The sequence below is a fragment of the Pseudomonas sp. NFACC13-1 genome (genome assembly GCF_900104425.1).
Taxonomy (GTDB): Bacteria; Pseudomonadota; Gammaproteobacteria; order Pseudomonadales; family Pseudomonadaceae; genus Aquipseudomonas; species Aquipseudomonas fluorescens_AA.
In genome coordinates, this window is record NZ_FMXV01000018.1 from 94,411 (window position 1) to 120,002 (window position 25,592).

23 protein-coding genes are annotated in these 25,592 nt (G+C 62.9%); 6 read left to right on the top strand and 17 right to left on the bottom strand.

What is annotated here, in order from left to right:
• Window positions 1–41: 41 nt before the first annotated feature.
• The gene (locus BLQ55_RS21120; protein WP_092256693.1) at window positions 42–1,448 is read right to left on the bottom strand and encodes a type VI secretion system Vgr family protein; all 1,407 of its coding nucleotides are present in this window, start codon (window positions 1,446–1,448) and stop codon (window positions 42–44) included.
• Between the two features lie 219 nt (window positions 1,449–1,667).
• Between BLQ55_RS21120 and BLQ55_RS21125 the strand changes: the two genes are divergently transcribed.
• Complete coding sequence (locus BLQ55_RS21125) at window positions 1,668–2,372, top strand: YebC/PmpR family DNA-binding transcriptional regulator (protein ID WP_003183149.1); 705 nt, start codon at window positions 1,668–1,670, stop codon at window positions 2,370–2,372.
• A gap of 202 nt (window positions 2,373–2,574) precedes the next feature.
• Here BLQ55_RS21125 and BLQ55_RS21130 read toward each other — a convergent pair whose 3' ends face one another.
• The 8 genes from BLQ55_RS21130 to BLQ55_RS21165 all read right to left on the bottom strand — a co-directional run bounded on the left by BLQ55_RS21130 (window position 2,575) and on the right by BLQ55_RS21165 (window position 10,876).
• Window positions 2,575–3,900: a leucine-rich repeat-containing protein kinase family protein gene (locus tag BLQ55_RS21130; protein WP_092256696.1), complete on the bottom strand. Its 1,326-nt coding sequence runs from the start codon at window positions 3,898–3,900 to the stop codon at window positions 2,575–2,577.
• Window positions 3,901–4,171: 271 nt separating this feature from the next.
• Window positions 4,172–5,233 (bottom strand): ABC transporter substrate-binding protein, encoded by a 1,062-nt coding sequence (locus BLQ55_RS21135; protein WP_092256700.1) that lies wholly within the window; start codon window positions 5,231–5,233, stop codon window positions 4,172–4,174.
• Between the two features lie 18 nt (window positions 5,234–5,251).
• Window positions 5,252–6,367 (bottom strand): NAD(P)/FAD-dependent oxidoreductase, encoded by a 1,116-nt coding sequence (locus BLQ55_RS21140; RefSeq protein WP_092256704.1) that lies wholly within the window; start codon window positions 6,365–6,367, stop codon window positions 5,252–5,254.
• Window positions 6,364–7,719, bottom strand: a complete 1,356-nt coding sequence (locus tag BLQ55_RS21145; RefSeq protein ID WP_092197193.1) for an FAD/NAD(P)-dependent oxidoreductase — start codon at window positions 7,717–7,719, stop codon at window positions 6,364–6,366. Before BLQ55_RS21145 ends, BLQ55_RS21140 begins: the two co-directional genes overlap by 4 nt.
• 166 nt (window positions 7,720–7,885) lie before the next feature.
• A complete protein-coding gene (locus BLQ55_RS21150) occupies window positions 7,886–8,176 on the bottom strand; it encodes a (2Fe-2S)-binding protein (protein ID WP_092197190.1) in 291 nt (96 codons plus the stop codon).
• Between the two features lie 7 nt (window positions 8,177–8,183).
• Window positions 8,184–8,978, bottom strand: coding sequence for an ABC transporter permease (locus BLQ55_RS21155; protein ID WP_092256707.1), 795 nt, complete (start codon window positions 8,976–8,978; stop codon window positions 8,184–8,186).
• A gap of 6 nt (window positions 8,979–8,984) precedes the next feature.
• Window positions 8,985–9,854 (bottom strand): ABC transporter permease, encoded by an 870-nt coding sequence (locus BLQ55_RS21160; protein ID WP_092256710.1) that lies wholly within the window; start codon window positions 9,852–9,854, stop codon window positions 8,985–8,987.
• Window positions 9,851–10,876 carry an ABC transporter ATP-binding protein gene (locus BLQ55_RS21165; protein WP_092256712.1) on the bottom strand — a complete coding sequence of 342 codons (1,026 nt, stop codon included), beginning with the start codon at window positions 10,874–10,876 and terminating at the stop codon, window positions 9,851–9,853. Before BLQ55_RS21165 ends, BLQ55_RS21160 begins: the two co-directional genes overlap by 4 nt.
• Window positions 10,877–11,123: 247 nt before the next feature.
• Here BLQ55_RS21165 and BLQ55_RS21170 point away from each other — a divergent pair, with 247 nt between their 5' ends.
• Window positions 11,124–11,960, top strand: a complete 837-nt coding sequence (locus tag BLQ55_RS21170; RefSeq protein ID WP_092256715.1) for an IclR family transcriptional regulator — start codon at window positions 11,124–11,126, stop codon at window positions 11,958–11,960.
• A gap of 134 nt (window positions 11,961–12,094) precedes the next feature.
• Here the strand turns inward: BLQ55_RS21170 and BLQ55_RS21175 are convergent, their stop codons facing one another.
• Both BLQ55_RS21175 and BLQ55_RS21180 read right to left on the bottom strand, forming a co-directional pair.
• Window positions 12,095–12,847 (bottom strand): anti-sigma factor family protein, encoded by a 753-nt coding sequence (locus BLQ55_RS21175; RefSeq protein ID WP_092256718.1) that lies wholly within the window; start codon window positions 12,845–12,847, stop codon window positions 12,095–12,097.
• The gene (locus BLQ55_RS21180; protein WP_092197171.1) at window positions 12,844–13,350 is read right to left on the bottom strand and encodes a sigma-70 family RNA polymerase sigma factor; all 507 of its coding nucleotides are present in this window, start codon (window positions 13,348–13,350) and stop codon (window positions 12,844–12,846) included. The genes BLQ55_RS21175 and BLQ55_RS21180 overlap by 4 nt, the downstream gene beginning before the upstream one ends.
• A 167-nt stretch (window positions 13,351–13,517) precedes the next feature.
• Between BLQ55_RS21180 and BLQ55_RS21185 the strand changes: the two genes are divergently transcribed.
• Window positions 13,518–14,600 carry a catalase family peroxidase gene (locus tag BLQ55_RS21185; RefSeq protein ID WP_092256721.1) on the top strand — a complete coding sequence of 361 codons (1,083 nt, stop codon included), beginning with the start codon at window positions 13,518–13,520 and terminating at the stop codon, window positions 14,598–14,600.
• Window positions 14,597–15,133, top strand: coding sequence for a cytochrome b (locus tag BLQ55_RS21190; RefSeq protein WP_092256724.1), 537 nt, complete (start codon window positions 14,597–14,599; stop codon window positions 15,131–15,133). The genes BLQ55_RS21185 and BLQ55_RS21190 overlap by 4 nt, the downstream gene beginning before the upstream one ends.
• A gap of 201 nt (window positions 15,134–15,334) precedes the next feature.
• Here the strand turns inward: BLQ55_RS21190 and BLQ55_RS21195 are convergent, their stop codons facing one another.
• Window positions 15,335–16,486, bottom strand: a complete 1,152-nt coding sequence (locus tag BLQ55_RS21195; RefSeq protein WP_092256728.1) for a M14 family metallopeptidase — start codon at window positions 16,484–16,486, stop codon at window positions 15,335–15,337.
• Between the two features lie 495 nt (window positions 16,487–16,981).
• On the bottom strand, window positions 16,982–17,323 hold the full coding sequence (locus tag BLQ55_RS21200; RefSeq protein ID WP_092256731.1) for a DUF6124 family protein: 342 nt from the start codon (window positions 17,321–17,323) through the stop codon (window positions 16,982–16,984).
• 130 nt (window positions 17,324–17,453) lie between these two features.
• On the opposite strand from BLQ55_RS21200, the gene BLQ55_RS21205 reads away from it, so the two are divergent.
• A complete protein-coding gene (locus tag BLQ55_RS21205; RefSeq protein WP_092256734.1) occupies window positions 17,454–18,101 on the top strand; it encodes a LexA family protein in 648 nt (215 codons plus the stop codon).
• A gap of 29 nt (window positions 18,102–18,130) precedes the next feature.
• Here the strand turns inward: BLQ55_RS21205 and BLQ55_RS21210 are convergent, their stop codons facing one another.
• Genes BLQ55_RS21210 through BLQ55_RS21225 form a run of 4 tightly spaced genes read right to left on the bottom strand, consistent with a single transcriptional unit; the run spans window position 18,131 to window position 23,694 of the window.
• On the bottom strand, window positions 18,131–20,080 hold the full coding sequence (locus tag BLQ55_RS21210) for an acetyl/propionyl/methylcrotonyl-CoA carboxylase subunit alpha (RefSeq protein ID WP_092256737.1): 1,950 nt from the start codon (window positions 20,078–20,080) through the stop codon (window positions 18,131–18,133).
• Entirely contained in the window at window positions 20,077–20,898 is an 822-nt protein-coding gene (locus BLQ55_RS21215) for a gamma-carboxygeranoyl-CoA hydratase (protein ID WP_092197152.1), read from the bottom strand. Before BLQ55_RS21215 ends, BLQ55_RS21210 begins: the two co-directional genes overlap by 4 nt.
• 13 nt (window positions 20,899–20,911) lie before the next feature.
• A complete protein-coding gene (locus BLQ55_RS21220; protein WP_092256740.1) occupies window positions 20,912–22,519 on the bottom strand; it encodes a carboxyl transferase domain-containing protein in 1,608 nt (535 codons plus the stop codon).
• 11 nt (window positions 22,520–22,530) lie between these two features.
• Window positions 22,531–23,694: an isovaleryl-CoA dehydrogenase gene (locus BLQ55_RS21225; RefSeq protein ID WP_092197146.1), complete on the bottom strand. Its 1,164-nt coding sequence runs from the start codon at window positions 23,692–23,694 to the stop codon at window positions 22,531–22,533.
• A gap of 196 nt (window positions 23,695–23,890) precedes the next feature.
• Between BLQ55_RS21225 and BLQ55_RS21230 the strand changes: the two genes are divergently transcribed.
• Window positions 23,891–25,588: an AMP-binding protein gene (locus BLQ55_RS21230; RefSeq protein WP_092256743.1), complete on the top strand. Its 1,698-nt coding sequence runs from the start codon at window positions 23,891–23,893 to the stop codon at window positions 25,586–25,588.
• The last annotated feature ends 4 nt before the right edge of the window (window positions 25,589–25,592 follow it).

The window sequence follows — 25,592 nt, forward strand, 5'->3', positions numbered from 1 at the left end:
GAACCAGATCAGGTTTGCTGGCAAGAAGCCAAAAGGCAGGATCAGGGTGTGAAGTCTGGCGGGTTCAGCAGCCAGTCCAACAGCAGCCCGGCATCGTGATTGCCAAGGGATGGTTTCGGTGGGGCGGCGGCGTGTCCTGCGCCGGTATCGACAGCCCCGGGGCACAGCACCGGTCGGTCGGGGTCGCCATCGAGAAAGCTCACCAGCACTTCGCTGCCGGCCATCAGGGGAGGGCTGTCGCCCAGCGTCAGTCGCGACACGGGCAGCGTGATGCCTTCCTGGTCCGGTGCCCAGAGGCTGACACTCACGTGGCCGCGCTCATCGAACGGGGCCGGCTGGCCGGTGCGGCCGAGTACGTGGGCCAGGTGATACCCGGGAATGCATGGTTTGAGGTGCTTGAGGGCCGGCCTGAACACGGTGGACCAGGGAATGGCGGTGAAGCGGTTGCGGTAGTCACGGGCCGACGGAGTGGTGGGCAGGTCCGGTTCAAGGATCGAAAACTGCCGCCCGCGATGCTGGACCTCGGTGATCAGCCATTGATCGTTGAAGGTGGAAACCGGGTGTTCGCAGATCTGCACGATGTCGCCGCTGTGCAGGGCCGGTTGATCACTGTGGCCATGGATTTCCCGTTGCCGACAGCGCAACCGTTCCAGATGGCGGCGTCCGGCCTGGTAACGGTGAGTCAGGGCCGGGTCGCCGTGCATCGCCTCATGGTCGATCTGCTCGAGGGGTTGATTCGCCGCCGGGGCCTCGGTTTCGGTCGCCCCCCGGTCACGGAACCCGACAGGCACGCCAGGCACCATCGCGTGATGGCGCAAATACAAGCGCTTGATGGCTGGTATCGAGTTGTCGTTCGGGCGCATGGGCAACTCGACGGGGCGCGCGGGGAAACTCTTCGGGTCTTCGGCAAACACCAGGACGTGGCCCTGGGGCGTGTGTTCGAAGTGGTAATGAATGCCTTCTTCCTCACACAGCCGTTGCAGGAGGGCCAGGTCGCTTTCGTCGTACTGGATGCAGAATGGGCGACACGGATACTGCCCATGGGGCAGCTCGAAACGGTAACTGTCAGCGGGCAGAGCGTTGTCTTCCAGCAGGCGTTGCAGCAACTGCACCACGCTGAGCCGATGGAAAACCCGGCGCCGCGGGCCTTGTTCCAATCGCAGCAGGTAAGGCACCAACGTCAAGCGGTAGCCGATGCGCCGCGGTGCCGAAGCACTCAGGCTGACGCTGTGGACAACCCCATGGATGCCCGAATCGCCGTCCAGGCGCAGGAACGCCGGATGCCCCAATAGCAGGTCGGGGTTTATCGGTGGGGCCAGGCCGATCAGTTCGAGGTCAAAGCGGTACGGCTGGTTGAGGGCTTCGCGGCCATTGAAGCGCAAGACTTGCAGCTGCAAGTCGTTTTGCGTGAGCGTCAGGCTGAAGGGACTTTCCATGTCGTTGCGCATCGCGCCTCCTACTGGCAGGGACAGAGGCCCAGAGGGTACGAAACCACGGGGGGGAACGGTGCTTGCGAGCCGCTATTTCAGAAAAGCCCTACAACACACTGTGAAAATGTCGATCCGGCAGGCTGAATTTTTTGGTCGATCAGCCGGTTTAGGCCGTATAAACTTGCGCCACAGCGCCGGCCGGCAGATGTCTCGGCGCGTCAGACAAGAGAGTGAGTAATGGGCGCACAGTGGAAGGTTAAACACAAAGAAGCGGCTGCCAACGCCAAGGGCAAGATCTTCGGCAAACTGGTGAAGGAAATCACCATTGCCGCGCGTAACGGTGCCGATACCGCGACCAACGCGCACTTGCGTCTGGTGGTCGAGCAGGCGAAGAAGGCCTCGATGCCCCGCGAGACCCTGGAACGTGCGATCAAGAAAGGTTCTGGCCAGCTCGGTGAAACCGTGCAGTACCACCGCGTCACCTACGAAGGGTTCGCGCCGCACCAGGTGCCGCTGATCGTTGAATGCGTGACCGATAACATCAACCGTACCGTCGCTGAAATTCGCGTCGCGTTCCGCAAGGGCCAACTGGGCGCCTCGGGTTCGGTGGCGTGGGACTTCAACCACGTCGGCATGATCGAAGCCGCGCCGGACAGCCCGGACGCCGATCCGGAGATGGCCGCCATCGAGGCCGGTGCCCAGGATTTCGAGCCGGGCGAAGACGGCGCGACGTTGTTCCTCACCGATCCTGCCGACCTCGATGCTGTGCAGAAGGCTTTGCCGGAGCAGGGCTTCACCGTGTTGTCGGCCAAGCTGGGCTACCAGCCGAAGAACCCGGTCAGCGGCTTGACCGACGAGCAGATGGCTGAAGTCGAAGCCTTCCTCGAAGGCCTCGACAACCATGACGACGTGCAGGACATGTTTGTCGGGTTGGCGGGTTAAGCACCACGCTGTTTGGGTCAGGGACATGATGGACATGTGGCGAGGGGATTTATCCCCGCTGGGCCGCGAAGCGGCCCGAAAACCAGACGACTTGAGTATGTCTGCCTGACTCTGCAGGATTTAGGGGGCTGCTGCGCAGCCCAGCGGGGATAAATCCCCTCGCCACAATAGATGGTGTGCTTGACAGGTTGGTGCTGCTGGCTCAACCGCTGTGTTTGAACTCGCGCAGTAAGCCTTCAATCTCATCGAACCCCGGCCGTGCCAGCACCTCCGCCTGACAGCAGCGCGCCTCCAAATCCAGCAGCCATGCAAGATCCTGCGCACTGGGCGTCGGTTCGATCCGCGCCAGCAATTCCCCCAGCAAGATCCCGAAGGCCCGTACCTCGATGCGTTGCAGTGCGCGGGTTTGCACGGTGTCGGCCGTGGCGTGGAACGACGCCGCGCCAAAGTCCCCCAGCAAGCAATCGCCCTGGTCATTGCACAGGATATTGTGCCCGTACAGATCCCCATGGGTAATGCCCTGGCGGTGCAGGTGCGCCGCCACCGAGGCGATGCCGTGGGCGATGCGCAAGGCCACCGGGGCGTTCAGGCGCAGTTCATCGGCATACACGTCGCGGGTGCATGACGCCAGGCTCGGCAGCCCGGCGAGGTTGCGATAGCTGGGCTCGATCAGTGCCATGACCAGCCCGGCCTGTTGCTCGGGGTGCCCGGCGACCTGGCCCGACACGTCAATCAGGTTTGGGTGTCGACCGGCTGTGATGCAGGCATGCATTTCATGCAGGGGGGAGCCGTCGCTGGTCATCTGGCCTTTGTACAGCTTCACCGCGACGTTTCGCGCCATCTGGCCGGGCGCCTGCCAGAGCGCTTGGTGAATCACTCCGGAGGCGCCTTCACCCAGTGGTCGTTGCAGCGTCAGTTGCGACCAGTCGATGGGCGTCGTGGTGTTCAAGGCTGCGGCATCGGCCTGGGTTTCCAGGGGGTTGCCGGCGTAGGCCAGCCAACTGAGGCTCGGCAGCTCCAGCAACCATGGCGGCAGCTCGGTCAGTTGGTTGGCGGCGATGCGCAGCAGTTCCAGGCGATGACACTGGCCCAGGCTCGCCGGTAACTGCTGCAAACGGTTGCCGGCCAGCATCAGTTTTTGCAGGTGCGGGCATTGGCCCAGCTCATCCGGCAAGTGGCTGATGTCGTTGTCGGTCAGGATCAGCCAGCGCAGCCCTGGTGGCAACGCGGCGCCCGTGACGCGGGTGATGCGGTTGGCCTTGAAACCGACCATGGTCAATGCGCTGCAACGGCCCAGGCATTCGGGCAGTTCAGTGAAGCGGTTGTCGGAACAGAACAGCACGCGCAGGCGAGGCAGCCGATGCAGGTCGTCGGGCAGCGTGTCCAACTGATTGCCGCTGAGGTTGAGGATCTCGAGGGAATCGGCCAGCTCGAAGATTTCCCGGGGAAACTGCGTCAAGCCGCAGGCCAGGTCCAGCCGGGTGATGCCCGAGAGCTGGCCGGCGCGTAGTTGGGCGAGGGTGTGCATGGCAGGATTCGCTGTCGGTCAAGAAGAAAAAACGCGGACACACCTGTGGCGAGGGAGCTTGCTCCCGCTGGGCGGCGCTGTAGGAGCTATGTAGGAGCTGCCGAGTGCAACGAGGCTGCGATCTTTCCCCTGGCGCTTGAGTCCCAAGTGAAAGATCAAAAGATCGCAGGCTCCGCCAGCTCCTACAGAACCCAGCGGGAGCAGGCTGCCTCGCCACAGGTCATCGGTTCAACTGATTGTGAGATGCCGCATGATAACTGCAAAATTCCCTCTAGCGCTCGATACTGCGGTTCCAACGGGCGTTCCAGGCCGGGCGTTGCTCGTTGACCTGGTCCCAATCCACGGCAATCGCTGTTTCCAGGTAGCGCTTCATCGCCTCCACCTGGCCACGGGTCTTGTCGGTGGTCGGGGTGTTGGGATTGGAAGGGATCTGGTCGCCTTCTTCCAGGGCAATGGCCTGGGCTTGCGGGGTCAGCAGGAAAGCGGCGAGCTTTTGCGCCAGTTCCGGCTGGGTGTTTTGCGCAATGGTGCATTCGGCGACGTTGAGGACCACGGCGCCTTCCTTCGGCTGGGCATATTCGACGGGCATGCCCTTGAGTTTCAGCGCGGTCACCTGGGTCGGTGTCAGTGGGAACAGCGCGGCTTCATCGGTCTGTAGCATTTCGGATATCTTCGCCGAGCTCGGGATGTACTCCAGCACGTTGCGTCCCACCGTGTTCGGCCACGCCTTGAAACCTGGCTCGACGTCAGTTTCGCTGCCGCCCTGGATCCGGTTGAACATCAAAAAGCCGTGCAGGCCGAAGGTGGACGAGGCCATCGACTGGAACACCACTTTGTCCTTGAAGCGCGGATCGGCCAGGTCCATCCATGAAGTGGGTGCATTCCAGCCTTTTTCCTTGAACAGCCGGGTGTTGTAGGCCAGCCCCGTCACCCCGAGGCTGACGGCCACGGCCTGATCCTTGATACGTCCCTTGGCCGGGATCTGCGCCAGGGTCGGGTTGTCCTCGAGCTTGTCGCACAGCCCCATGGCGATGGCGCGGTACATGATGCCGTCATCGAGGAACATCACGTGCATCTGCGGGTTGCCTTTGCTGGCCTGGACTTTCGCCAGGATGTCGGCGGAAGTACCGGGCACGATGACCACTTTGACATTGTTGGCTTTCTCGAATGCCGGCAAGACTTTATCGGCGTAGAGCCGCTCCATGGTGCCGCCGTTCATGCCCAGGTAAAGCGTCGGCTCGGCCAACGCCTGGGTGACCGGGAACAGGGCGCCCAGGCAAGCGGAACCCAGCGAGCAGAAACCGAACAGTGCACTGCGTTTGACGTTATTCATTGGCACGACCTTCCTCTATCAAGCAACGGAGATGGAGTGAAACCGGGTGATGGAAAACGCATCCAGCGGCGTGGTCGAAGCCCCGCTGCAGATGATCTCGGTGAGCGCCTGGCCCACCGCCGGGCCGATCTGGAAGCCCGCGCCGGCAAAGCCGAACGCGTGCAATAGACCGGGCTGGGTGCTGCTGTGGCCGATCACCGGTTGGCGATCGGGCAGGTAACCTTCGGTGCCGCTCCAGGTGCGAATCGCCTGGGCGCCTTCCAAAAACGGGTAGAGCTCGACGGCCTGGCGCAGGATTTCCAGCACGGCGTTCTGGCCGGGCCGGGCGCGAGCGGCATCCAGGGCAAAGCCTTGGCCGCCTCCCAGCACGCAATTGCCGCGCGAGACCTGGCGGGCGTAGATACCGCCGCCCTCGACGCCGGTGCTGGCGTCCATGACCAGGGGCAAGGGTTCGGTGACCAACATCGCCGGGTGTCCGGTGTGCATCGGCACCGCTTCGCCGAATTGCGCGGCGAACTGGCTGGCCCAGGCTCCGGCGCAGTTCAGCAGCCAGGGCGCGTGGAATGTCAGGCCCGTTGCGGTGTGTACGACAAAGCGTTGGCCGTCGTGCGCCACAGTGCCGACGGTGCACTGTTCATGGACTTGCGCACCCTGGCGGCGAGCGGCCTGGGCGAAGGCGGGGGATACCAGGCGTGGATTGGCATGGCCGTCATCCGGGCACAGCGACGCCCCCACCGCGACGGCGCCGACCCACGGAAAACGCGCGCGCAGGGCCGTGCGATCGAGCAGTTGCAAATCCAGGCCGAAGCCTTGGCTGGCGACGGCGTAGTCGTGCAGCGCTTGCAGGTCTTCAGCGCTGCGGGCCAGCTTCAGATGACCGCTGCGCTGGTATTCGCCGTCGATGCCGATCAACCGGGGCAATTGGTGCCAGATTTCATGGGCCCGTTGCGACAGGGGCAGTTGCGACAGGGGGCGGCCCTGGCGGCGCACACCGCCGTAGTTCACGCCGCTGGAGTGCGAGCCGCAGAAGTCTCGTTCCAGCAACGCCACCTGGCGTCCGGCCTGGCTCAGGAACAACGCGGCCGAGGCGCCGACGATACCGCCCCCAATGATCACTGCATCCACTTCGATCATGGCTCGACCTCCAGGCCGAACGGCACGGGCTTGATCGGTGCCTGGGCTCGCAAGCGGCCGATGCTGGCGACGGCGCGGCCACTTTCGCAGGCAATGATTTCCGCGGCAGCGGCACCGCACATCCGCCCCTGGCAGCGACCCATGCCGACCCGGCAATGTGCCTTGACCCGGTTGATCTCCCAATGGCCTTCGCCCACCACCCGGCGGATATCGCCCGCGCTGACTTCTTCGCAGCGGCAGATCATCAGGTGATCGGCAGCGTCGGCGGCCCAGTGTTCAGGAAAGGCAAAGGCGCGCTCCAGGCCTTCCCGGAATCGGCCGATGCGCTCGAGGGCTTCTTCCAGTTGCGTGCAACGCTGCGGGTCGATCAAGTAACCGATGTCTTCAAGTAAGGCCAGGGCCGCGCGTTCACCGGCCATCTCGGCGGCGTCGGCGCCCATGATTCCGGCACCGTCACCCGCCAGATAAACCCCGGGCACACTACTGCGCCCAGCGTGGTCCCGCAGTGGTAGCCAGGCGCGGTTGAGGGCGCTCCAGGAAAACTCGCAGCCCAGCAGATCTGCCAGTTGAGTTTCGCTGCGCAAGCCGTGGGCGAAGGCCACCGCGTCGCAGTCGAGAGTTCGCTCGCCTTTTGCGTTGCGCCATTTTAGTGACTGGACCCGGCGTTCGCCGCTGATACACGACAGATTCGCGCCTTGGTGCACACTGATGCCGTGGGCGGTCAGCCAGGCGCGGTAGTAGAGCCCCTTGGCGAGGGTGGCCGGTTGCACCAGCAGGCCGGGCAGGGCGCGGGCCTGGGCGCTGAAGGGCGAACTGTCGAGCACCGCGACCACGTTGGCGCCGGCCTTGGCGTACTGATACGCCACCAGATACAACAAGGGACCGCTGCCGGCGAACACCACTCGTTCGCCGATGGCGCACCCCTGGAATTTCAGCGCGATCTGCGCCGCGCCCAGGCTGTAGACCCCGGGCAGGGTCCATCCCGGCACGGGCAGGACCCGGTCGGTGGCGCCGGTGGCGACGATCACGCTGGCGTATTCAAGACGATCGGCGCGACCTTCATGCAAAGTGTCCAGCATGCCGGCTTCGGCGTTCCACACCAGGGTGTCGGGACGGTAATCGAGCTGTTCGCGCAACTCGTCGAGGGTCTGGTGGAGGGCGCTGGCCTTGTGCGCTTCGAAGCCATAGAGCTTGGCGGGCGAGCGCTTGAAGTTGGCCGGTTGGCGCCGATAGATCTGTCCGCCACCGCGGGCGGCTTCATCCAGCAGGACCGGGTACAGGCCATGGGCGACCAGGGTTTGCGCGGCGCGAATACCGGCCGGGCCGGCGCCGATGATGGCTATCGGTTTCATCGCCACCTCACGGGCAGGGCCGGGGGATTCGTGGGGTTGTCGGAGCCGTCATCGCGAGCAAGCTCGCTCCCACATGGGATCTGTCGTGGATATTGGTTTTGTGCACGCCGCAGTCCCCCTGTGGGAGCGAGCTTGCTCGCGATGAGGCCATGCCTGTCGACAGTGTTCATACCTGGCGCCCCGGTTCGCGGCTGATGTGCTGCCCGGCTTCCAGCAGGGTCGAGCAGGCGCGCACGCGGCGGCCGTCGCCCAGGCGCACCCAGCAGTCCTGGCAGGCGCCCATCAGGCAGAAGCCGGCCCGGGGCTCGGCGCTGAAGTCACTGCCGCGCAGGTGTTCGCCGCAGGTCAGCACGGCGGTCAGCAGCGTGTCCCCCAGCAGCCCGGTGGCGGGCTGGCCGTCGAGGGTGAAGTCCAGGGCCGGGCGGTCGCCTTCGGCCAGTCGTTTCAGCAGTGCCATGACACCCTCATTGTTTGCCTACCAGGACCCGATCCAGGCCATAGACCCGGTCGAGCAGAATCATGGTCAGCGCGGTGAGCCCGATGACCAGCGCCGACACCGCCGCCATCATCGGATCGATGGATTCGGTGGCGTACACGTACATGCGCACCGGCAAGGTTTGCGTGGCCGGCGAGGTGACGAAGATCGACAGCGTGACTTCATCGAAACTGTTGATGAATGCCAGCAGCCAGCCCCCGGCGACCCCCGGCAGGATCATTGGCAAGGTGATTTGCCGGAATAGCGTGAAGCGCCCGGCCCCCAACGATTGCGCGGCCTGTTCGGCACTGCGGTCCAGGCCGATGGCCGAGGCCAGCACCAGGCGCAGCACATACGGCGTGATCACCAGCACATGAGCGAAGATCAACCAGGCGAAGCTGCCGTTCACGCCCATCAGCGCAAACAGGCGCAGCAAGGCGACCCCCAGCACCAGGTGTGGAATGATGATCGGCGACAGGAACAGGCCGTTGAAGAAATCCCGCCCCGGGAACTCCAACCGGGTGATCGCCAGGGCCGCCGGCACTGCAATCAACGTCGCCAGGGAGGCCGCGCAGAACGCCAGGACCAAGCTGTTGTAGAACGCGTCGACAAAATCCGCGCGTTCGAACACCGCGCGAAACCAGCGCAGGGAAAACTCGGTGGTCGGCAGGCTCAGGGTGTTTTCCGGGGTGAAGGCGACGAGGCAGACCACCATCAGTGGCGCAAGCATGAAGACCACCACCAAGGCGTGGAACAGCAGCGCGAAAGGACCGTTTCTGGACATGACGAATTATCCCAATGACTTCTTGTAGCGGCCTTCGATCATCCGGTTCCACGACAGCATGATCAGCAGGTTGAGCAGCAGCAGCGCGACGGCGATGGCCGCGCCCATCGGCCAGTTCAGCTCCGACAGGTACTGGTCGTAGATCAACGTGGCGACCATCTTCAAGCGCCGTCCGCCGAGCAGGCCGGGAATCGCGAAGGAGCTGGCGGCGAGGCCGAACACAATGAGGGTGCCGGACAATACGCCGGGCATGATTTGCGGCAACACTACTTTGCGGATCACCGTGAACTGGCTCGCCCCCAGGGACAGCGCGGCCTGTTCGGCGGCCGGGTCGAGTTTCTGCAACGAGGTCCAGACTGGAATGATCATGAACGGCAGCATCACGTGGACCAGGGCGATGACCACGGCGAACGGTGTATAGAGCAGCTTCATCGGCGCACCGCCGAAGGCTTGCAGGGCCTGGTTGACCAGGCCGTCGGCGCCGAGCAACAGGCTCCAGCCGAAGGCCCGCACCACCACCGAAATCAGCAGCGGCGTGAGAATCAGGATCAGGAAAATCGAGCGCCACGGCGCGCCCATGCGGCTGAGGATGTACGCCTCGGGCACGCCGATCAGCACGCACAAAACAGTGGTCAGGGCGCTGATCCAGAATGTGCGCAAAAAGATCTCGTAGAAGTACGGATCACCCAGCAGGCTGGTGTAGTGCGCGAGGGTGTAGGTGTTGCCGTCGATGCCCGAACTGTAGTCGAAGACGTTGAACGACAGGACCACGGTCAAGCCCAAGGGAATCACCAGCAAGCCCAGGTACAAGGCCAGGGCCGGTGCCGACATCAGGTAGCCTTGCCGACCACGGCGCATCGCATCGATCAGCTTCATGCCGGCACCTCGTCCACGCTCAGCACCCGCAGCAGTGCCGGATCCCAGTCCAGGCCCACCGCCGTGCCTTCGACCAAGGGCGCCGAGCCGTCGTTGCGGCGTACCACGCAGAGTTCCCCCAGGCTGGTGGACACGCCGTACAGCCATTGGCTGCCCAGGAAGAAACGGCTGACGAGGGTGCCTTGCAGTCGCCCTGAACCGGCCTCGCACAGGTCGATTTTTTCCGGGCGCAGGCTCAGGGTCAGCTCGCCATCGGCCTGGCCGCAGGCTTGAACGACGCCCGCACTGTCCCGCATGCCGGGCAGCAGGTTGGCTTTGCCGACGAAGCTGGAAATGAACTCGGTGCGCGGGTGCTCGTAAAGGGTGTACGGCGCGTCGATCTGGGTGATGCGCCCGGCCTGCATCACCACGACCCGGTCACTGATCGACAAGGCTTCGGACTGGTCGTGGGTCACCATCAGTGTGGTGATTCCGACTTCGTGCTGGATGCGGCGAATTTCGTATTGCATCTCTTCGCGCAGGTTGGCGTCGAGGTTGGACAGCGGCTCGTCGAGCAGCAGCACCGGCGGTTCGATCACCAAAGCCCGGGCCAGTGCCACGCGTTGGCGCTGACCGCCCGAGAGTTCTCGTGGGTAGCGGTCGGCGTGGTGGTCCAGGCGGACCAGTTTCAACACCCGGTCCACCCGTTGTTGCAGTTCGGCGTTGGCCACTTTGCGCATGCGCAGGCCGAAGGCCACGTTGTCCCTGACGGTCATGTGGGGAAACAGCGCGTAGCTCTGGAACACCACCCCCAGACCACGGCTGGCGGGCTTGGCGTGGGTAATGTCGCGACCGTCCAGCAAGATGCGCCCGCTGCTGACTTCGACGAAGCCGGCAATCATTTGCAGGGTGGTGGTCTTGCCGCAGCCGGAAGGCCCCAGTAGCGAGACAAACTCGCCTTTTTCCACCGACAGGTTGGTGGCGACCACGGCGTCGATGTCGCCGTAGCGTTTGCCAAGTCTTTCAAGTTGCACAAAAGCCATCGCTGCGCTCCACCTGGGATTGTTATGCGTCGCCGCAAGGGCGCGCTTTTTTGTATGGGCAGATACGAAAGGGTGCTGCTGGGGTGCGTTGGCGCTCGACCTCGAGTCGGCTGCCGCTGTTGTTCGAATCGCCCCTGTCTGGACGAAGAGTAGGACGAAGAATAGGATGGGCTCAATGGACTATTTCACTGAGGTGAAGACTATTTTTAGTTTTATTCAGTGAATAAATTTAGTAGTGAGAAATTGCATGGTTGATTCCACTGATCGGAATAACGAGAAGAACGAAGTCGGTGTCGGAGCGGTCTCCAGGCTGTTTGCCGTGTTGCGCAGCTTGGGTGACACCGCCGAAGGCGGCGAGCGAGTGACGCAATTGGCCCAGCGCATCGGCCTGTCCCAGCCCACCACGCATCGCTTGCTGCGCAGCCTGATGGAAGAGGGCATGGTCGAGCAGGATGCCCGCAGCAAACGCTATCGGCTGAGCCTGGAGTTCTTCGCCCTGGCGGCCCGCGCCGGCAATACCGGCAACCTGCGCGACCTGGTGCGCCCGGCCATGCTGCGGTTGTCGGCGTCCTTGGGGGACTCGCTGTTTCTGCTCGCCCGCAGTGGCTTCGATGCCATCTGCCTGGACCGCAGCGAGGGGCCGTTTCCGATCCGCACGTTCACCGGTGACATTGGTGGCCGCGTGGCGTTGGGCGTGGGGCAGGGCAGCCTGGCGATCCTGGCGTTCCTGCCGCAAGAGGAGCGCGACACGGTGATTCAATACAACCTGCCACGGCTCAAGGATTTCCATCTGTACGACGAAGTCTTCCTGCGTTCGGAAGTGGAGAACGTGCGCGCGCTGGGCTACGCCGGGCGCAACACCGGCGTATTGCAAGGCATGGCCGGGGTGGCCGTGCCGATCCTGGACCGTGATGGCCGGGCCGTGGCCGCCTTGAGCGTGGCAACCGTGAGTGACCGGCTGGGGCCCGATCGCCTGCCGACGGTGGTGGACATGCTCAAGCGCGAGGCGGCCCTGATCGGGCCGCGAATCAACCCGTTCGACCCGCTGCTGCGCAGGCCTTCGCAGGTGTTTGGGCAGGGCTGAACACTGCCTCAAGATCACCGCGGATCCCTTTGTGGGAGCGAGCTTGCTCGCGATGGCGGCCGTTCAGTTAGCAATGATGTTGACTGACACACCGCTATCACGAGCAAGCTCGCTCCCACAGGGATCTGCGCGGATCAGAAGTCCAATGTCTGCTTAAGTCTTTGCATCGTCGGCGTGTCACTCGGTATGACCATCGCATAGTTGTAGCCCGGCCCGGACCAGTATTCGGCTTGCAACTCGCCGTCGCGGCGACTGCCCCGGGGCAGCAGGAAGTTTTTCGGGCCGGGCGGGCGCACGTAGAAGCTGATTTTCTGACCGCTGGAGTCCTGATAGACCACCATCGCCGCCGCGCCTTGCTCGGTGCTGAGCAAACGCCCGCTGACCGGTTTGAAACCGGCGCTGGACAGGTCGGGCAGCCGGTCGGCCTGGGTGAAGTAGCGGTCGAGCCAATCTTGCATGTGCTGCTCGTCGCCGGTCTGGTAATCGGCTGGAAGGATGCCCTGCTGGGCAATCAACCGGTACGCCTGGAGGGCATCGGCCATGGGCGCTGCGGCACTGAGCAGGGTCATTTGCCGCGCCTGCCAGCCACCGAAGCCACCCACGCTGACAGCCAGCAGCAACACCGCGGCGCTGGCCAGGTGGCGATGGGCGCGGTGTTTCAGGCGCTGGCGAATCATGGCCGGGTCGAGGTCCGGGTTGGGCGGTTGTTGCAAGGTTCCGCTCAGGGCCGTGCGCAGGTGCTGCGCGTCCTGTTGCCAGGCCCGGACGTGGGCGGCGACTTCGGGTTGGTTGACCAGGTAGGTCTCCACCAGGCGCCGGTCGGCCTCGCTCAGTTGGCGATCGACGTAGGCGTGCAGGTCGCTGTCGCTGGGGGGGATGCTGATCATTTGAGTATCCGCAGGGTGGGGCGGGTGATTTCGCCATCGCTGAGTTGGCGCAGGGCCTGGCGGGCGCGGGACAGGCGGGACATCACCGTGCCGGTCGGCACGCCGAGGATGTCGGCGACTTGCTGGTAGCTCAAGCCTTCCACCGACACCCACAACAACAGTGCACGCTGCTCCGTCGTGAGCTGATCGAAGGCCTGCAAAGACGACTGTGCGATCACGCTACGCTCGGCCGAAGGGTGGGCATCGTCGCGGCCGGTGAAAAACTCCAGCATGCGCGCGTACCGGCGGGAGCGGCGATGGCCATCGAGAAACTGCCGATACAGGATCGAAAACAGCCAGGCCCGCAGATCGCCGTCCGGGCGCTTGTCGTGCCATTTGGACAACGCCCGCTCCAGGCACATCTGCACCAAGTCGTCGGCGTTGCTCGGGTTGCGCGTCAGCGACACGGCAAAGCGCCGTAGCCTGGGGATGAGTTCGCGCAACTGTTCGTCGAGTGCATTCATGGAAGGTGGTTTCTGTAGGCAGTCACTGCGCCGGGACTGGAAAGACGATCCGCGAACGAGATTATTCCAGTGCAGGAAAAATAAATACGAGGCGTGGGAATAAACCTGCCAGGCCTTCGTCTGACGGATCCTTTCCAACAAATGGCCTCGAGCCCTGGAGCTTTCTCATGGTTGATCCTTCACCCTCGGCGAGCCGGCCGCCCTTGAGTGGCGCCGCCCTGACACTGCGCCTGAGCGGCATTGCCGTGATTGTTGCGGCGCTGGCCGGGCTGTTTGCCTACGTCAATGGCAGCCTTGACCCACAGCGTCTGACACCTGATGCACTGGTCAATGTCTTGGAAAAAAACAACGGCGTTCACCCGGGCTTTCGACGCAACCACTCGAAAGGGGTCTGCGTCGCGGGTTATTTCCAAAGCTCGGGCGAGGCCAGCGCCTATTCCAGCGCCCAGGTGTTCTCGCTGCCGCAAACGCCCGTGGTTGGGCGTTTCGCCTTGCCCAGCGGCAACCCTTATGCACCGGACGGCAGTGTGCCGATTCGCAGCCTGGCGTTGCGTTTCACCCAGGCCAACGGCCAGCAATGGCGCACCGGCATGAACAGCATGCCCGTGTTTCCGGTGGGCACTCCCGAAGCCTTCTACCAACTCCAGCAAGCCCAGTCGCCGGACCCTGCCACAGGGAAACCGAATCCCGCGGCCGTACCGGCGTTTTTTGCCGCGCATCCCGAAGCCGCGCCGTTCCTGCAATGGATCAAGACCGCCAAGCCGTCGGCCAGCTATGCCACCGAAACCTACAACGGCATCAACGCCTTCTATCTGGTCAACCCCGCCGGGCAGCGCCAGGCCGTGCGCTGGGGCGTGGTACCGCTGAGCCAGGACGCTGCCGATGCGACGCCACCCCAGGGCGCCGACTTCCTCGAACAAGACTTGGCGAAGCGTCTCGCCGCCGGGCCGTTGCGCTGGCAACTGAACATCACCTTGGCCAACCCGGGGGACCCGGTGAACGACGCCAGCAAGGTCTGGCCCGCTGACCGCAAGGTGCTCAACGCCGGCACGCTGGTGCTGGAGCGCACCCAGGCGCAGGACAACGGCGAATGCCGCGACATCAATTATGACCCGCTGATCCTGCCCCACGGGATCGAAGGGTCTGACGATCCGCTGTTGGTCGCGCGTTCCGCTGCTTATGCCAGCTCCTATCTGCGGCGTACCAGCGAAGTGAGCCAATTGCCCGCCACCCAGGAGTCCCGCCCATGAGCGCCCCTCGTCACTTCGCACCGCTGGCTCGGCTGCTGCACTGGCTGATGGCATTGATGATCATCACGATGCTGTTTATCGGCGCCGGCATGGTCGCTTCGGTGTCCGCACGTCATGAATGGCTGCTGCAGTTGCACAAACCATTGGGCATCGCGATTTTGCTGTTGGTGATCGTGCGCCTGGTGGTGCGTTTTACTACCCGCCAACCACCGCTGCCGGCCGATCTGCCGGGCTGGCAAGTGTTGGCGGCAAACGCCTCCCATGTGCTGTTGTACGCCTTGATGCTGGTTTTACCACTGTTGGGCTGGGGTATGATTTCGGCGGCGGGGGATCCGGTGATGCTCGGTAACTGGTTGCAACTGCCTTCGATCCTGCCCGCCCACGCCCAGACGTTCGCACTGCTGCGCAAGGCCCACGGGTACCTGGCTTATTTGTTGTTCCTGACTGTGCTGGTGCATCTGGCGGCGGCGCTGTTTCACGCGTGGGTGCGCCGGGATGAGGTGTTGGACAGTATGTTGCGCGGCAAGGGCTGAAGTGGGTGAACGACTCAAAATACTGTGGGAGCGAGCTTGCTCGCGATGACGGCAGCACAGCCAACATCTCTGCAAGCTGACCCGCCGCTATCGCGAGCGGGCTCGCTCCCACAGGGATTCAGGGGACTTAGATGAGGGTGGGGGCAAAGCTTGCTCCCACCCAGCGTGTCCACTTTGGATAGGGTTGATCAGGTCGTTGGATCAGCGCAATTCGTCAACCATGGCCTCGATGGTGCTCAACACATCCTTGCCAAGCTGCATCGAGCGTTTGCCGGACCAGCCGGTGATCGGGTTCGGGTGGTCGTCATGGTCCTTGAATGGCATTTCCAGGGTCAGGGACAGGCAGTCATATTTCTGCCCGACCGCGTTACAAGCCAGGGTCATGTTGGCCTGGCCCGGTTCGTCGCGGGTGTAGCCGTGAGCGGTCTGGAAGTCTTTGGTCTGGTGCTTGAGATGGCTGCGAAAGCGCGCTTCGAGTTCGGCGATGCGCGGCGTGTAGCCCGGGTTGCCTTCGCAACCGGCGGTGAAGACATGGGGAATTTCCTCATCGCCGTGAGCGTCGAGGAACAGATCGACGCCGTACTTTTCCATTTGTTGCTGTACGAAAAAGACTTCGGGGCTGATTTCCGGACTGGCGTTCTGCCAGGCGCGGTTGAGGTCCTGCCCCATGGCGTTGGTGCGCAGATGACCGTGGAACGCGCCGTCCGGGTTCATGTTCGGCACCAGGTACAGGTCGGCCTTGGCGAGCAACCGGTTCAGTTGCCCATCGTCATGCTGCTGGAGGCGTTCGATCACGCCTTCCATGAACCACTCGGCCATGTGCTCGCCGGGGTGCTGCTGGGCGATGATCCAGATTTTGCGCCGGCCTTCGGCACCGCTGCCCTTGCGCAGCAATTGAATGTCACGGCCTTCCACGCTTTTACCAACGGCCAATAGCTCGGTGCCGGCCTTGTGCTGCGCTTGTTCGATCAGCCAGTCATGGCGGCCACGGCTGTAGGGTTCGAAGTAGGCGAACCAGGCATGGGGTTGTTCGGCTTCCAGATGAAAGCGCAGGGCGTCGCCTTCAAACTGGGTCGGAATGCGGAACCAATTGACGTGATCGTAGGAGGCAACGGTCTGGTAGCCCGTCCAGGCCTTGTTGTAAGACGATTGACTGGCGTTGAGCAGGCGGAAGGAATATTCCTGGCCGACGTGCAAGCCGCTGGCCTTGAAGTGGAACCACTGGAAATGGGCGCTGCGGGTGTCGGGCCTGATCTTGAGTAACGACTGCAACGGGTTGCTGATGTCGACGACTTCGATGTTGCCGCTGTCGAAATTGGCGCTGATATCAAAGGAAGATTTAGCCACGGTCACGATTCCTGGAAAGGATTTTCATGGCCGTTACTTTACACGCAAGAAAGGGGAAACCGGGACGATTTACGTCACGTAAACGAGGGGGCGTCCTCCCTGGACGCTGGGCCAGCTTAGAGAGTCTGCAATTGATTCTCAAGTGCTGGATGTCGATAGTTTTCGGCCGTGTGGTGGGGTGACGCTTGTAAACGGATATTCATTTGCTATCATCGCCGCCAACGAATTGGCAGCACCCCAAAAGACTTCATTAGCCTGAAGACATAAGCCGAAAAATCGGCAAAAAAAGACCCGGCAAAAAGCCGGGTCAAAAACCGTGATTAGCCTGATGAGGAGATATTCCAGAAGTCCGACCTAAGGTCTTCTGGCCTATCGACTGATCTCGCGACCAGCTGATGCAATAATAATCATTATCATTTGCAAGTCAAATGATTTTATCGCATCGATTGGAAAAAATTTTCTCGTCGTCCGCGTTCGCGACGACATTCCCAAGGGTTACCGCTAGCGAGTAGGGTAGCCATCCAGGGATCGGTCAAGCATCACCTTGACCAGATCGATCATGTGTACCACCGAGAATGCCAGGTCACGGCTCGAACCATTCAACTGGTTGGCCGACTCATGGGCGGTCGCCGCTGCACAGCGCAGCAGGTCGCACGCATGGACCAGGGCTTCTTCCGCGCTGACGCTGTGGCTGACCTCGAAAAAGCGATGTTCTGCCTGGGCTGGCGAAACACCTGGTTTCAAGTAGTAATCGAGGGCGCGTTTGGCCGCCGGGCAATCCTGCAGTGAAGGGAACGTGCCGTCGAAAGGGCTGCTGGGCTGGTCTGTATTGGGTGTTTCCATGGTGATGAAAATCTCCGTGTGAGGGACTGAACGCCTGAGTCCAGAATAGTACTTACCGTAATTGTGACGACAATTTAAATACTACAATTTGTGTTTTGCGGGTCGGAGCCACCCACGTATCGTGCCGCACATGGATAAATGGATAGAGTTGGTCAAGGCCAAGATGAAGGAGCTGCGCATCACGCAAGTGGTGCTCGCAGAGCGGTTGGGAATGTCCCAGGGCGGCGTCGGCCATTGGCTGACCAAGCGCCGGCAGCCCAGTGTCGACGACATGAACCGGGTCCTGCGGGAACTGGGGCTGGAGTTTCTGGAAGTGGCCATGGTGATCCGCGAGCCGGACACCTCCACCGAAGAAGGCATGGCCCTGGCGCAGAAGTACAATCCGTACTTCCGTTACCCGGTCAGTGAGTGGCACGAGGTTGGCGAGGTTCGCGAAGGCGATCCCGGCGCCTACAGCCAGGCGCGCTACGAACTGACGGACTACCACGCCCGGGGCGATGCATTCTGGCTGGTGGTGGTGGGCGATGCGATGACCGCACCCAGTGGGTTGAGCATTCCCGAGGGCATGTCGATCCTGGTGGATCCGGCCATCGAGGCGGTGCCCGGCAAACTGGTGGTCGCCTGCCTGCCCGGTAGCAGTGACGCGACCTTTCGCAAACTGATCGAAGAGAGCGGGCAGCGTTACCTGGTTCCGCTCAATCCGACTTACCCGAAAAACCTGTACACCGAGCAATGCCGCATCATCGGTGTGGTGGTGCAGGCCACCATCAGGTTCTGACTGGATCGGCCCTGGGAGCGGGCCGATACCTATTCTTCGAACGCCACCAGGGCACTGCCCTCGCTGACCATTTCGCCTTCCTGGCAATACAGCGCCTTGATCACGCCGGCCTTGGGCGCACGAATGCTGTGCTCCATTTTCATGGCCTCCAGTACCACCAGTTGAGCCCCGGCTTCCACCGTCTGGCCGACACCCACCAAGACCCGCACGATGCTGCCGTTCATGGGCGCGGCCAGGCCGCCTTGATGGCTGTGGCTGGCTTCGGCGGCGGCCAGCGGGTCGTACAGGTCGATCCGATGCAAGTCACCTTCCCATTGCAGGTACAGGCTGTCGACCTGGCGAATGGCCCGATGGCGGCGGCGTACACCGTGGTGCTCGATCGTCAGTCGCTCACCCTCGAGTTCCGCGCAATGGGCTGTGACGTCCAGCGTCAGCGCACGATCCTGACCTTCACAGCTCAGGTGCAGGGTGGTTTCCCTCGGCAACCCCAGGCGCATCCCGGTGGGGCTGGCCCACGGTGAGCCGGCGTCATCGCCGCGTACGTGCGGTGACAGGCTCAAGGCGACCCCTTGGGCGGCGGCGAACCAGAACGCGTCATCCAATTCGCCGGGCTCTGGCAGTAATTGCGCCTGGTAACGTGGGATAAATCCGGTGTCCAGCTCTGCCGCCGCGAAAGCGGGATGGGCGACGATTCGGCGCAGAAACCCGATATTGGTTTTCAGCCCGCCAATGACAAATTCATCGAGCATGCTCAACAGCCGCAAACGCGCCTGCTCACGGTCTTCACCCCAGGCAATCAGCTTGCCGAGCATCGGGTCGTAGAACGGCGAGATTTCATCGCCTTCTTCAACCCCGCTGTCGACCCGCCGCCCCGGCCCGTCGGCCGACTCGCGATACAACGCCAGCCGCCCGGTGGCCGGCAGGAAATCGTTGGCCGGGTCTTCGGCATACAGCCGCACTTCGATGGCGTGACCGAGCAGCGGCACTTGCGCTTGAGTGATGGGCAATGGCTCGCCTTGGGCGACGCGGATCTGCCAGGCCACCAGGTCGAGCCCGGTGATCGCCTCGGTGACCGGATGCTCGACCTGCAACCGGGTGTTCATTTCCATGAAGAAAAACTCGCCCCGGGCATTCAGCAGGAACTCCACCGTACCGGCCCCGACATAACCGATCGCCTGGGCCGCGCGCACGGCGGCTTCCCCCATCGCCCGGCGCAGTTGCGGGGTCAGGCCGGGGGCGGGGGCTTCTTCCACGACTTTCTGGTGGCGGCGTTGGATCGAGCAATCGCGCTCGTTGAGGTACAGGCAGTTGCCGTGTTGATCGGCAAAGACCTGGATCTCCACATGGCGCGGCTTGAGCAGGTATTTTTCCACCAGCATCCGTGAGTCGCCGAACGAGGACTGTGCTTCGCGCTGGGCCGAGGCCAGGGCTTCGGCCAGTTGGCTGACATCCTCGACGACTTTCATGCCTTTGCCGCCACCGCCGGCGGTGGCCTTGAGCAACACCGGGTAGCCGATGCGCTCGGCGGCATCGCGAAAGGTCTCCAGGTCCTGGGCTTCGCCGTGATAACCGGGCACCAGGGGCACGCCGGCGGTTTCCATCAGCGTCTTGGCCGCCGATTTGCTGCCCATGGCGTCGATGGCCGAAGCCGGCGGACCGAGGAAGATCAGCCCGGCGTTTTCAATCGCCCGGGCGAACCCGGCGTTCTCGGACAGAAAGCCATAACCGGGGTGGATGGCTTGGGCGCCGCTGGCTTTCGCTGCGGCGATCAGTTTGTCGATTTGCAAGTAACTGTCGGCGGCCTTGCTGCCGCCCAGGTCGACGCGAATGTCGGCTTCACGGCTGTGGCGGGCATCACGGTCGGTGGCGCTGTGTACGGCAACGGTGGTCAGGCCCATGGCCTTGGCGGTGCGCATGACGCGGCAGGCGATTTCGCCACGGTTGGCCACCAGCAACGTGGTGAGGGCAGGGGCGCTCATCGACGCGGCTCCTTGTGATTATTCGACTCGGCTTGCCAGTTCGGCGCACGTTTTTGCAGGAAGGCGCGCAGGCCTTCCTGGCCCTCCGGGCTGACACGGATGCGGGCGATGGCGTTTTCGGTGTAGCGCCGCAGCGCCGGGGTAAGGGCGCCGTTGCCGACTTCACGCAGCAGTTCCTTGCTGGCGCGCATGGCGGCCGGACTGTTGAGCAACAGGTTGTCGATCCACTGTTCGACCCGCTGGTCCAGGGTCTCGGCCGGGTAACTTTCCGACAGCAAACCGATCTCTTTCGCACGTTGCCCGTCGAAGCGTTCAGCCGTCAGGGCATAACGACGCGCCGCCCGCTCGCCGATGGCTTGCACCACGAACGGGCTGATCACCGCCGGCGCCAGGCCAATGCGCACTTCCGACAGGCAGAACTGTGCTTCATCGGCGCCAATGGCCATGTCGCAAGCACTGATAAGCCCCAGCGCGCCGCCAAACGCCGCACCCTGAACGACGGCCAGCGTAGGAATTTTCAGTTTGGCGAGGTTGTACATCAGCTCTGCCAGTTCCCGGGCGTCATCGAGGTTGGTGTGGTAGTCGAGCTCGGCCGATTGCTGCATCCAGGCCAGGTCGGCGCCGGCGCTGAAATGCTTGCCACGACCGCGGATCAGCAGGAAGCGCAGGTTAGGATCGCTGCTGACGTGGTCCAGGGCGAGGATCAGTTCGCGGATCATTTCGGCGTTGAACGCGTTGTTTTTCGACTCGCGGCTGAGCCACAGGGTGGCAACGCCCCGTAGGTCGGTGTGCAGTTCGAGGGTGTTGAAATTGTCCATGGGCATTCCTCGTTTACATCCGGAACACGCCGAAGCGGCTCGGTTCGATAGGCGCGTTCAGTGACGCGGACAAGGCCAGGCCCAGTACATCGCGGGTCTGGGCCGGGTCGATGACGCCGTCGTCCCACAGCCGTGCGCTGGAGTAATAGGGGTGCCCCTGTTCTTCGTACTGATCGAGGATCGGTTGCTTGATCTCGGCTTCCTGCTCGGCACTGAAGGGGTGGCCACTGCGTTCGGCCTGTTCACGCTTGACCTGCACGAGTACGCCGGCCGCCTGCTCCGCACCCATCACGCCGATCCGCGCGTTTGGCCACATCCACAGGAATCGTGGGTCATAGGCGCGGCCGCACATGCCGTAGTTGCCCGCACCAAAACTGCCACCGATGATGACCGTGAATTTCGGCACTCGCGCGCAAGCCACGGCGGTGACCAGTTTGGCGCCGTGCTTGGCGATACCGCCGGCTTCGTATTTCTGCCCGACCATGAAGCCGGTGATGTTCTGCAGGAACAGCAGCGGGATGCCGCGTTGGCAGGCCAGCTCGATGAAGTGCGCGCCTTTCTGCGCGGCCTCGGCGAAGAGAATGCCATTGTTGGCCAGGATCGCGACCGGGTAGCCATGCAAATGAGCGAAACCACACACCAGGGTCGTGCCGAACAGCGCCTTGAACTCATCGAACACCGAACCGTCCACCAGGCGCGCGATCACCTCCCGCACATCGAACGGCTGCTTGGCGTCGGCCGACACCACACCGTACAGCTCGTCACTCGAATACAGCGGGGCGATGGGCTGGCGATGCTGCAGCTCACCGAGTTTGCGCCAGTTGAGGTTGGCCACGCTGCGGCGGGCCAGGGCCAGGGCATGTTCGTCGCTGTCGGCGTAGTGATCCGCCACGCCGGAGATCTTGCAGTGCACATCGGCACCGCCCAGGTCTTCGGCACTGACCACCTCGCCGGTGGCGGCCTTCACCAAGGGTGGGCCGGCGAGGAAAATCGTCGCCTGCTGGCGGACCATGATCGCCTCGTCCGCCATGGCCGGTACATAGGCGCCACCGGCGGTGCAGGAACCCATCACCACGGCGATCTGCGGGATGCCCTGGGCGCTCATGTTGGCCTGGTTGAAGAAGATCCTGCCGAAGTGCTCGCGGTCCGGGAACACTTCATCCTGGCGCGGCAGGTTGGCGCCGCCGGAATCCACCAGGTAAATGCACGGCAAGCGATTCTGCTGGGCGATGGTCTGGGCGCGCAGGTGTTTTTTCACCGTCAATGGGTAGTAGGAGCCACCTTTGACCGTCGCGTCGTTGGCGACAATCATGCATTCGACGCCTTCCACGCGGCCGATGCCGGCAATCACGCCGGCCGCCGGCACGTCTTCGCCATAGACTTCGTGGGCCGCCAATGGGCTGATTTCCAGAAACGGCGAGCCCGGGTCCAGCAGCCGGTTGATGCGTTCACGGGGGAGCAACTTGCCCCGTGAGGTGTGCCGCTCCTGGGCCTTGAGGCCGCCGCCCTGGCGGATTTGCGCGAGCAGGGCGCGCAGGGCCTCGACGTGCCCGAGCATCGCCTCGCGGTTGGCGATGAACTCCGGCGAACGCGGGTTGAGCTGAGTGTGCAGCGTGGCCATGGTCAGCTCCGTTAGCGGGTTTCGTTGAACAGTTCGCGGCCGATCAACATCCGACGAATCTCACTGGTGCCAGCACCGATTTCGTACAGCTTGGCGTCACGCAGCAGACGACCAGCGGGGAATTCATTGATGTAGCCATTGCCCCCCAGGATCTGGATGGCGTCGAGGGCCATTTGCGTGGCGCGTTCGGCGCTGTAGAGGATCACCCCGGCGGCGTCCTTGCGGGTGGTTTCACCGCGCTCGCAAGCCTGGGCCACCGCATACAGGTAGGCGCGGCTGGCGTTGAGCTGGGTGTACATGTCCGCGACCTTGCCCTGGATCAGCTGGAATTCGCCGATGCTCTGGCCGAACTGTTTGCGGTCATGGATGTAGGGCACGATCAGGTCCATGCAGGCCTGCATGATCCCGGTCGGGCCGCCGGACAGCACCACGCGCTCGTAGTCGAGGCCGCTCATCAGGACTTTCACGCCACCGTTGAGCGCGCCGAGGATGTTTTCTTCCGGCACCTCGACGTCATCGAAAAACAGCTCGCACGTGTTGGAACCGCGCATGCCGAGCTTGTCGAATTTATTGCTGCGGCTGAAGCCTTTCCAGTCGCGCTCGACGATGAAGGCGGTGATGCCGTGAGGCCCCTTTTCCAGGTCGGTCTTGGCATAGATCACATAGGTGTTGGCATCGGGACCGTTGGTGATCCAGGTCTTGCTGCCGTTGAGCACGTAACGGTCGCCACGCTTGTCGGCTCGCAGTTTCATCGAAACCACGTCGGAGCCGGCGTTCGGTTCGCTCATCGCCAAGGCGCCGACGTGTTCGCCGCTGATCAACCTGGGCAGGTACTTGGTTTTCTGTTCGTGATTGCCGTTGCGGTTGATCTGGTTCACGCAGAGGTTGGAGTGGGCGCCGTAGGAGAGGGCGACCGAGGCCGAGCCGCGGCTGATTTCCTCCATCGCCACCACGTGGGCCAGATAGCCCAGGCCAGCGCCGCCGTATTCTTCCGGTACGGTGATGCCCAGCAGGCCCATGTCACCGAACTTGCGCCACATGTCGGCGGGAAACAGGTTGTCGATATCGATCTGCGCTGCCCGGGGGGCCAGCTCGGCCTTGACGAAGGCCTGCACCTGGTCGCGCAACATGTCGATGGTTTCGCCGAGGGCAAAGTTCAGGGAAGGGTAGCTCATGGGACACCTTTGGCTTTTTTATCGGGTGCGGAGAGCGAGGAGTGGCTCTCACCTTTACGTTAACGTAAGCGTGTGGCGACAGACTGTCAATCGACCTTTACGTTAACGTCAACTTGGTCCAGAGTAAGTGCCCAGAAAGGCATGTTGTTGCATCAGGTTACCGCTACACCCACTAATAAAGACAAGAGGGGGCGTTATGGATCAACCCGGTTCGCGTTCGCAGCTCAGCTACACCCGTGGTTCCGCGGCCAAGGCCTTGCTGGCCCAAACCATCGGCGAGGTTTTCGACCAGACGGTGGCCCGTTATCCGGAGGGCGAGGCGTTGGTGGTTCGCCATCAATCGCTTCGCTATACCTGGCAACAACTGGCCGAGGCCGTCGATCTGCATGCCCGAGCCTTGTTGGCGCTAGGCTTGAAAACCGGCGATCGCCTCGGTGTGTGGGCGCCCAATTGCGCCCAGTGGTGTATCAGCCAGTTCGCCAGTGCGAAGCTCGGCGTGATTCTGGTCAACATCAATCCGGCTTATCGCGTTTCCGAACTCGAGTACGTGCTCAAACAATCAGGATGCCAATGGCTGGTGTGCGCCGGCGCGTTCAAGGCCTCGGATTATCACGCCATGCTGCAAGCGTTGGCACCGGAGCTGGCGGAGCAACCGATCGGCCAGATGCAGAGTGAGCGCCTGCCGGAGTTGCGCGGCGTGATCAGCCTCGATCCCCAGCCACCCTCAGGCTTCCTGCCCTGGTCGCAATTGGCCGCCCTGGGCGCGGCGGTAACGCCTGGACAACTGGCCGAGCGTCAATCCAGCCTGCACTTCGATCAGCCGGTGAATATCCAGTACACCTCCGGCACCACGGGCTTTCCCAAAGGCGCAACCCTCAGCCATCACAACATTCTCAACAACGGGTATATGGTTGGTGAAAGCCTGGGCCTGACGGCTGGCGACCGCCTGGTGATCCCGGTGCCGCTCTACCATTGCTTCGGCATGGTCATGGGTAACCTGGGCTGCATGACCCATGGCAGCACCATGATCTACCCCAACGATGCCTTCGACCCGTTGCTGACGCTCAAGGCCGTGGCCGAAGAAAAAGCCACTGCGTTGTATGGCGTGCCCACGATGTTCATCGCCCTGCTGGACCAGCCGCAGCGAGGCGACTACGACCTGTCCAGCCTGCGCACGGGCATCATGGCCGGGGCCACCTGTCCCATCGAAGTGATGCGACGGGTCATCAACGAAATGCACATGGCCGAAGTGCAGATTGCCTACGGCATGACGGAAACCAGCCCGGTGTCGTTGCAGACCGGTCCTTCAGACGAACTGGAGTTGCGTGTAACCACCGTCGGCCGCACCCAGCCGCAGCTGGAAAGCAAGATTATCGATGAGGCGGGCAATCTCGTCCCGCGTGGCGCTGTCGGTGAATTGTGTACCCGTGGCTACAGCGTGATGCTCGGCTACTGGAACAACCCCAAGGGCACCGCCGATGCCATCGACCCGGATGGCTGGATGCACACCGGCGACTTGGCGACCATGGATGAGCAGGGCTACGTCTGCATCGTCGGGCGCAACAAGGACATGATCATCCGTGGTGGGGAGAATATTTACCCCCGTGAGCTGGAGGAGTTCTTCTTCACCCACCCGGCGGTGGCGGACGTGCAAGTGATCGGCATCCCGTGTCCACGCTATGGCGAAGAAGTCGTGGCGTGGATCAAGTTTCATCCTGGCCACAGCGCCACTGAGCAAGAGCTGCAAGGCTGGTGCAAGGAGCGCATCGCCCACTTCAAGACGCCGCGTCATTTCAAATTCGTCGAAGAATTCCCCATGACAGTCACCGGCAAGATCCAGAAATTCCGTATGCGCGAGATCAGTATCGAAGAGCTGCGCGGTAAGCAAAACTAGGGGC

Excerpts from the sequence above, each read along its gene's own strand:
- BLQ55_RS21125 (WP_003183149.1), top strand. The coding sequence starts at position 1,668 with ATGGGCGCACAGTGGAAGGTTAAACACAAAGAAGCGGCTGCCAACGCC.
- BLQ55_RS21190 (WP_092256724.1), top strand. The coding sequence starts at position 14,597 with ATGAGCGCCCCTCGTCACTTCGCACCGCTGGCTCGGCTGCTGCACTGG.
- BLQ55_RS21180 (WP_092197171.1), bottom strand. The coding sequence starts at position 13,350 with ATGAATGCACTCGACGAACAGTTGCGCGAACTCATCCCCAGGCTACGG.
- BLQ55_RS21225 (WP_092197146.1), bottom strand. The coding sequence starts at position 23,694 with ATGAGCTACCCTTCCCTGAACTTTGCCCTCGGCGAAACCATCGACATG.
- BLQ55_RS21155 (WP_092256707.1), bottom strand. The coding sequence starts at position 8,978 with ATGTCCAGAAACGGTCCTTTCGCGCTGCTGTTCCACGCCTTGGTGGTG.
- BLQ55_RS21165 (WP_092256712.1), bottom strand. The coding sequence starts at position 10,876 with ATGGCTTTTGTGCAACTTGAAAGACTTGGCAAACGCTACGGCGACATC.
- BLQ55_RS21215 (WP_092197152.1), bottom strand. The coding sequence starts at position 20,898 with ATGGACAATTTCAACACCCTCGAACTGCACACCGACCTACGGGGCGTT.
- BLQ55_RS21140 (WP_092256704.1), bottom strand. The coding sequence starts at position 6,367 with ATGATCGAAGTGGATGCAGTGATCATTGGGGGCGGTATCGTCGGCGCC.
- BLQ55_RS21220 (WP_092256740.1), bottom strand. The coding sequence starts at position 22,519 with ATGGCCACGCTGCACACTCAGCTCAACCCGCGTTCGCCGGAGTTCATC.
- BLQ55_RS21150 (WP_092197190.1), bottom strand. The coding sequence starts at position 8,176 with ATGGCACTGCTGAAACGACTGGCCGAAGGCGACCGCCCGGCCCTGGAC.
- BLQ55_RS21130 (WP_092256696.1), bottom strand. The coding sequence starts at position 3,900 with ATGCACACCCTCGCCCAACTACGCGCCGGCCAGCTCTCGGGCATCACC.
- BLQ55_RS21210 (WP_092256737.1), bottom strand. The coding sequence starts at position 20,080 with ATGAGCGCCCCTGCCCTCACCACGTTGCTGGTGGCCAACCGTGGCGAA.
- BLQ55_RS21205 (WP_092256734.1), top strand. The coding sequence starts at position 17,454 with ATGGATAAATGGATAGAGTTGGTCAAGGCCAAGATGAAGGAGCTGCGC.
- BLQ55_RS21145 (WP_092197193.1), bottom strand. The coding sequence starts at position 7,719 with ATGAAACCGATAGCCATCATCGGCGCCGGCCCGGCCGGTATTCGCGCC.
- BLQ55_RS21120 (WP_092256693.1), bottom strand. The coding sequence starts at position 1,448 with ATGCGCAACGACATGGAAAGTCCCTTCAGCCTGACGCTCACGCAAAAC.
- BLQ55_RS21135 (WP_092256700.1), bottom strand. The coding sequence starts at position 5,233 with ATGAATAACGTCAAACGCAGTGCACTGTTCGGTTTCTGCTCGCTGGGT.
- BLQ55_RS21200 (WP_092256731.1), bottom strand. The coding sequence starts at position 17,323 with ATGGAAACACCCAATACAGACCAGCCCAGCAGCCCTTTCGACGGCACG.
- BLQ55_RS21175 (WP_092256718.1), bottom strand. The coding sequence starts at position 12,847 with ATGATCAGCATCCCCCCCAGCGACAGCGACCTGCACGCCTACGTCGAT.
- BLQ55_RS21160 (WP_092256710.1), bottom strand. The coding sequence starts at position 9,854 with ATGAAGCTGATCGATGCGATGCGCCGTGGTCGGCAAGGCTACCTGATG.
- BLQ55_RS21230 (WP_092256743.1), top strand. The coding sequence starts at position 23,891 with ATGGATCAACCCGGTTCGCGTTCGCAGCTCAGCTACACCCGTGGTTCC.
- BLQ55_RS21170 (WP_092256715.1), top strand. The coding sequence starts at position 11,124 with ATGGTTGATTCCACTGATCGGAATAACGAGAAGAACGAAGTCGGTGTC.
- BLQ55_RS21185 (WP_092256721.1), top strand. The coding sequence starts at position 13,518 with ATGGTTGATCCTTCACCCTCGGCGAGCCGGCCGCCCTTGAGTGGCGCC.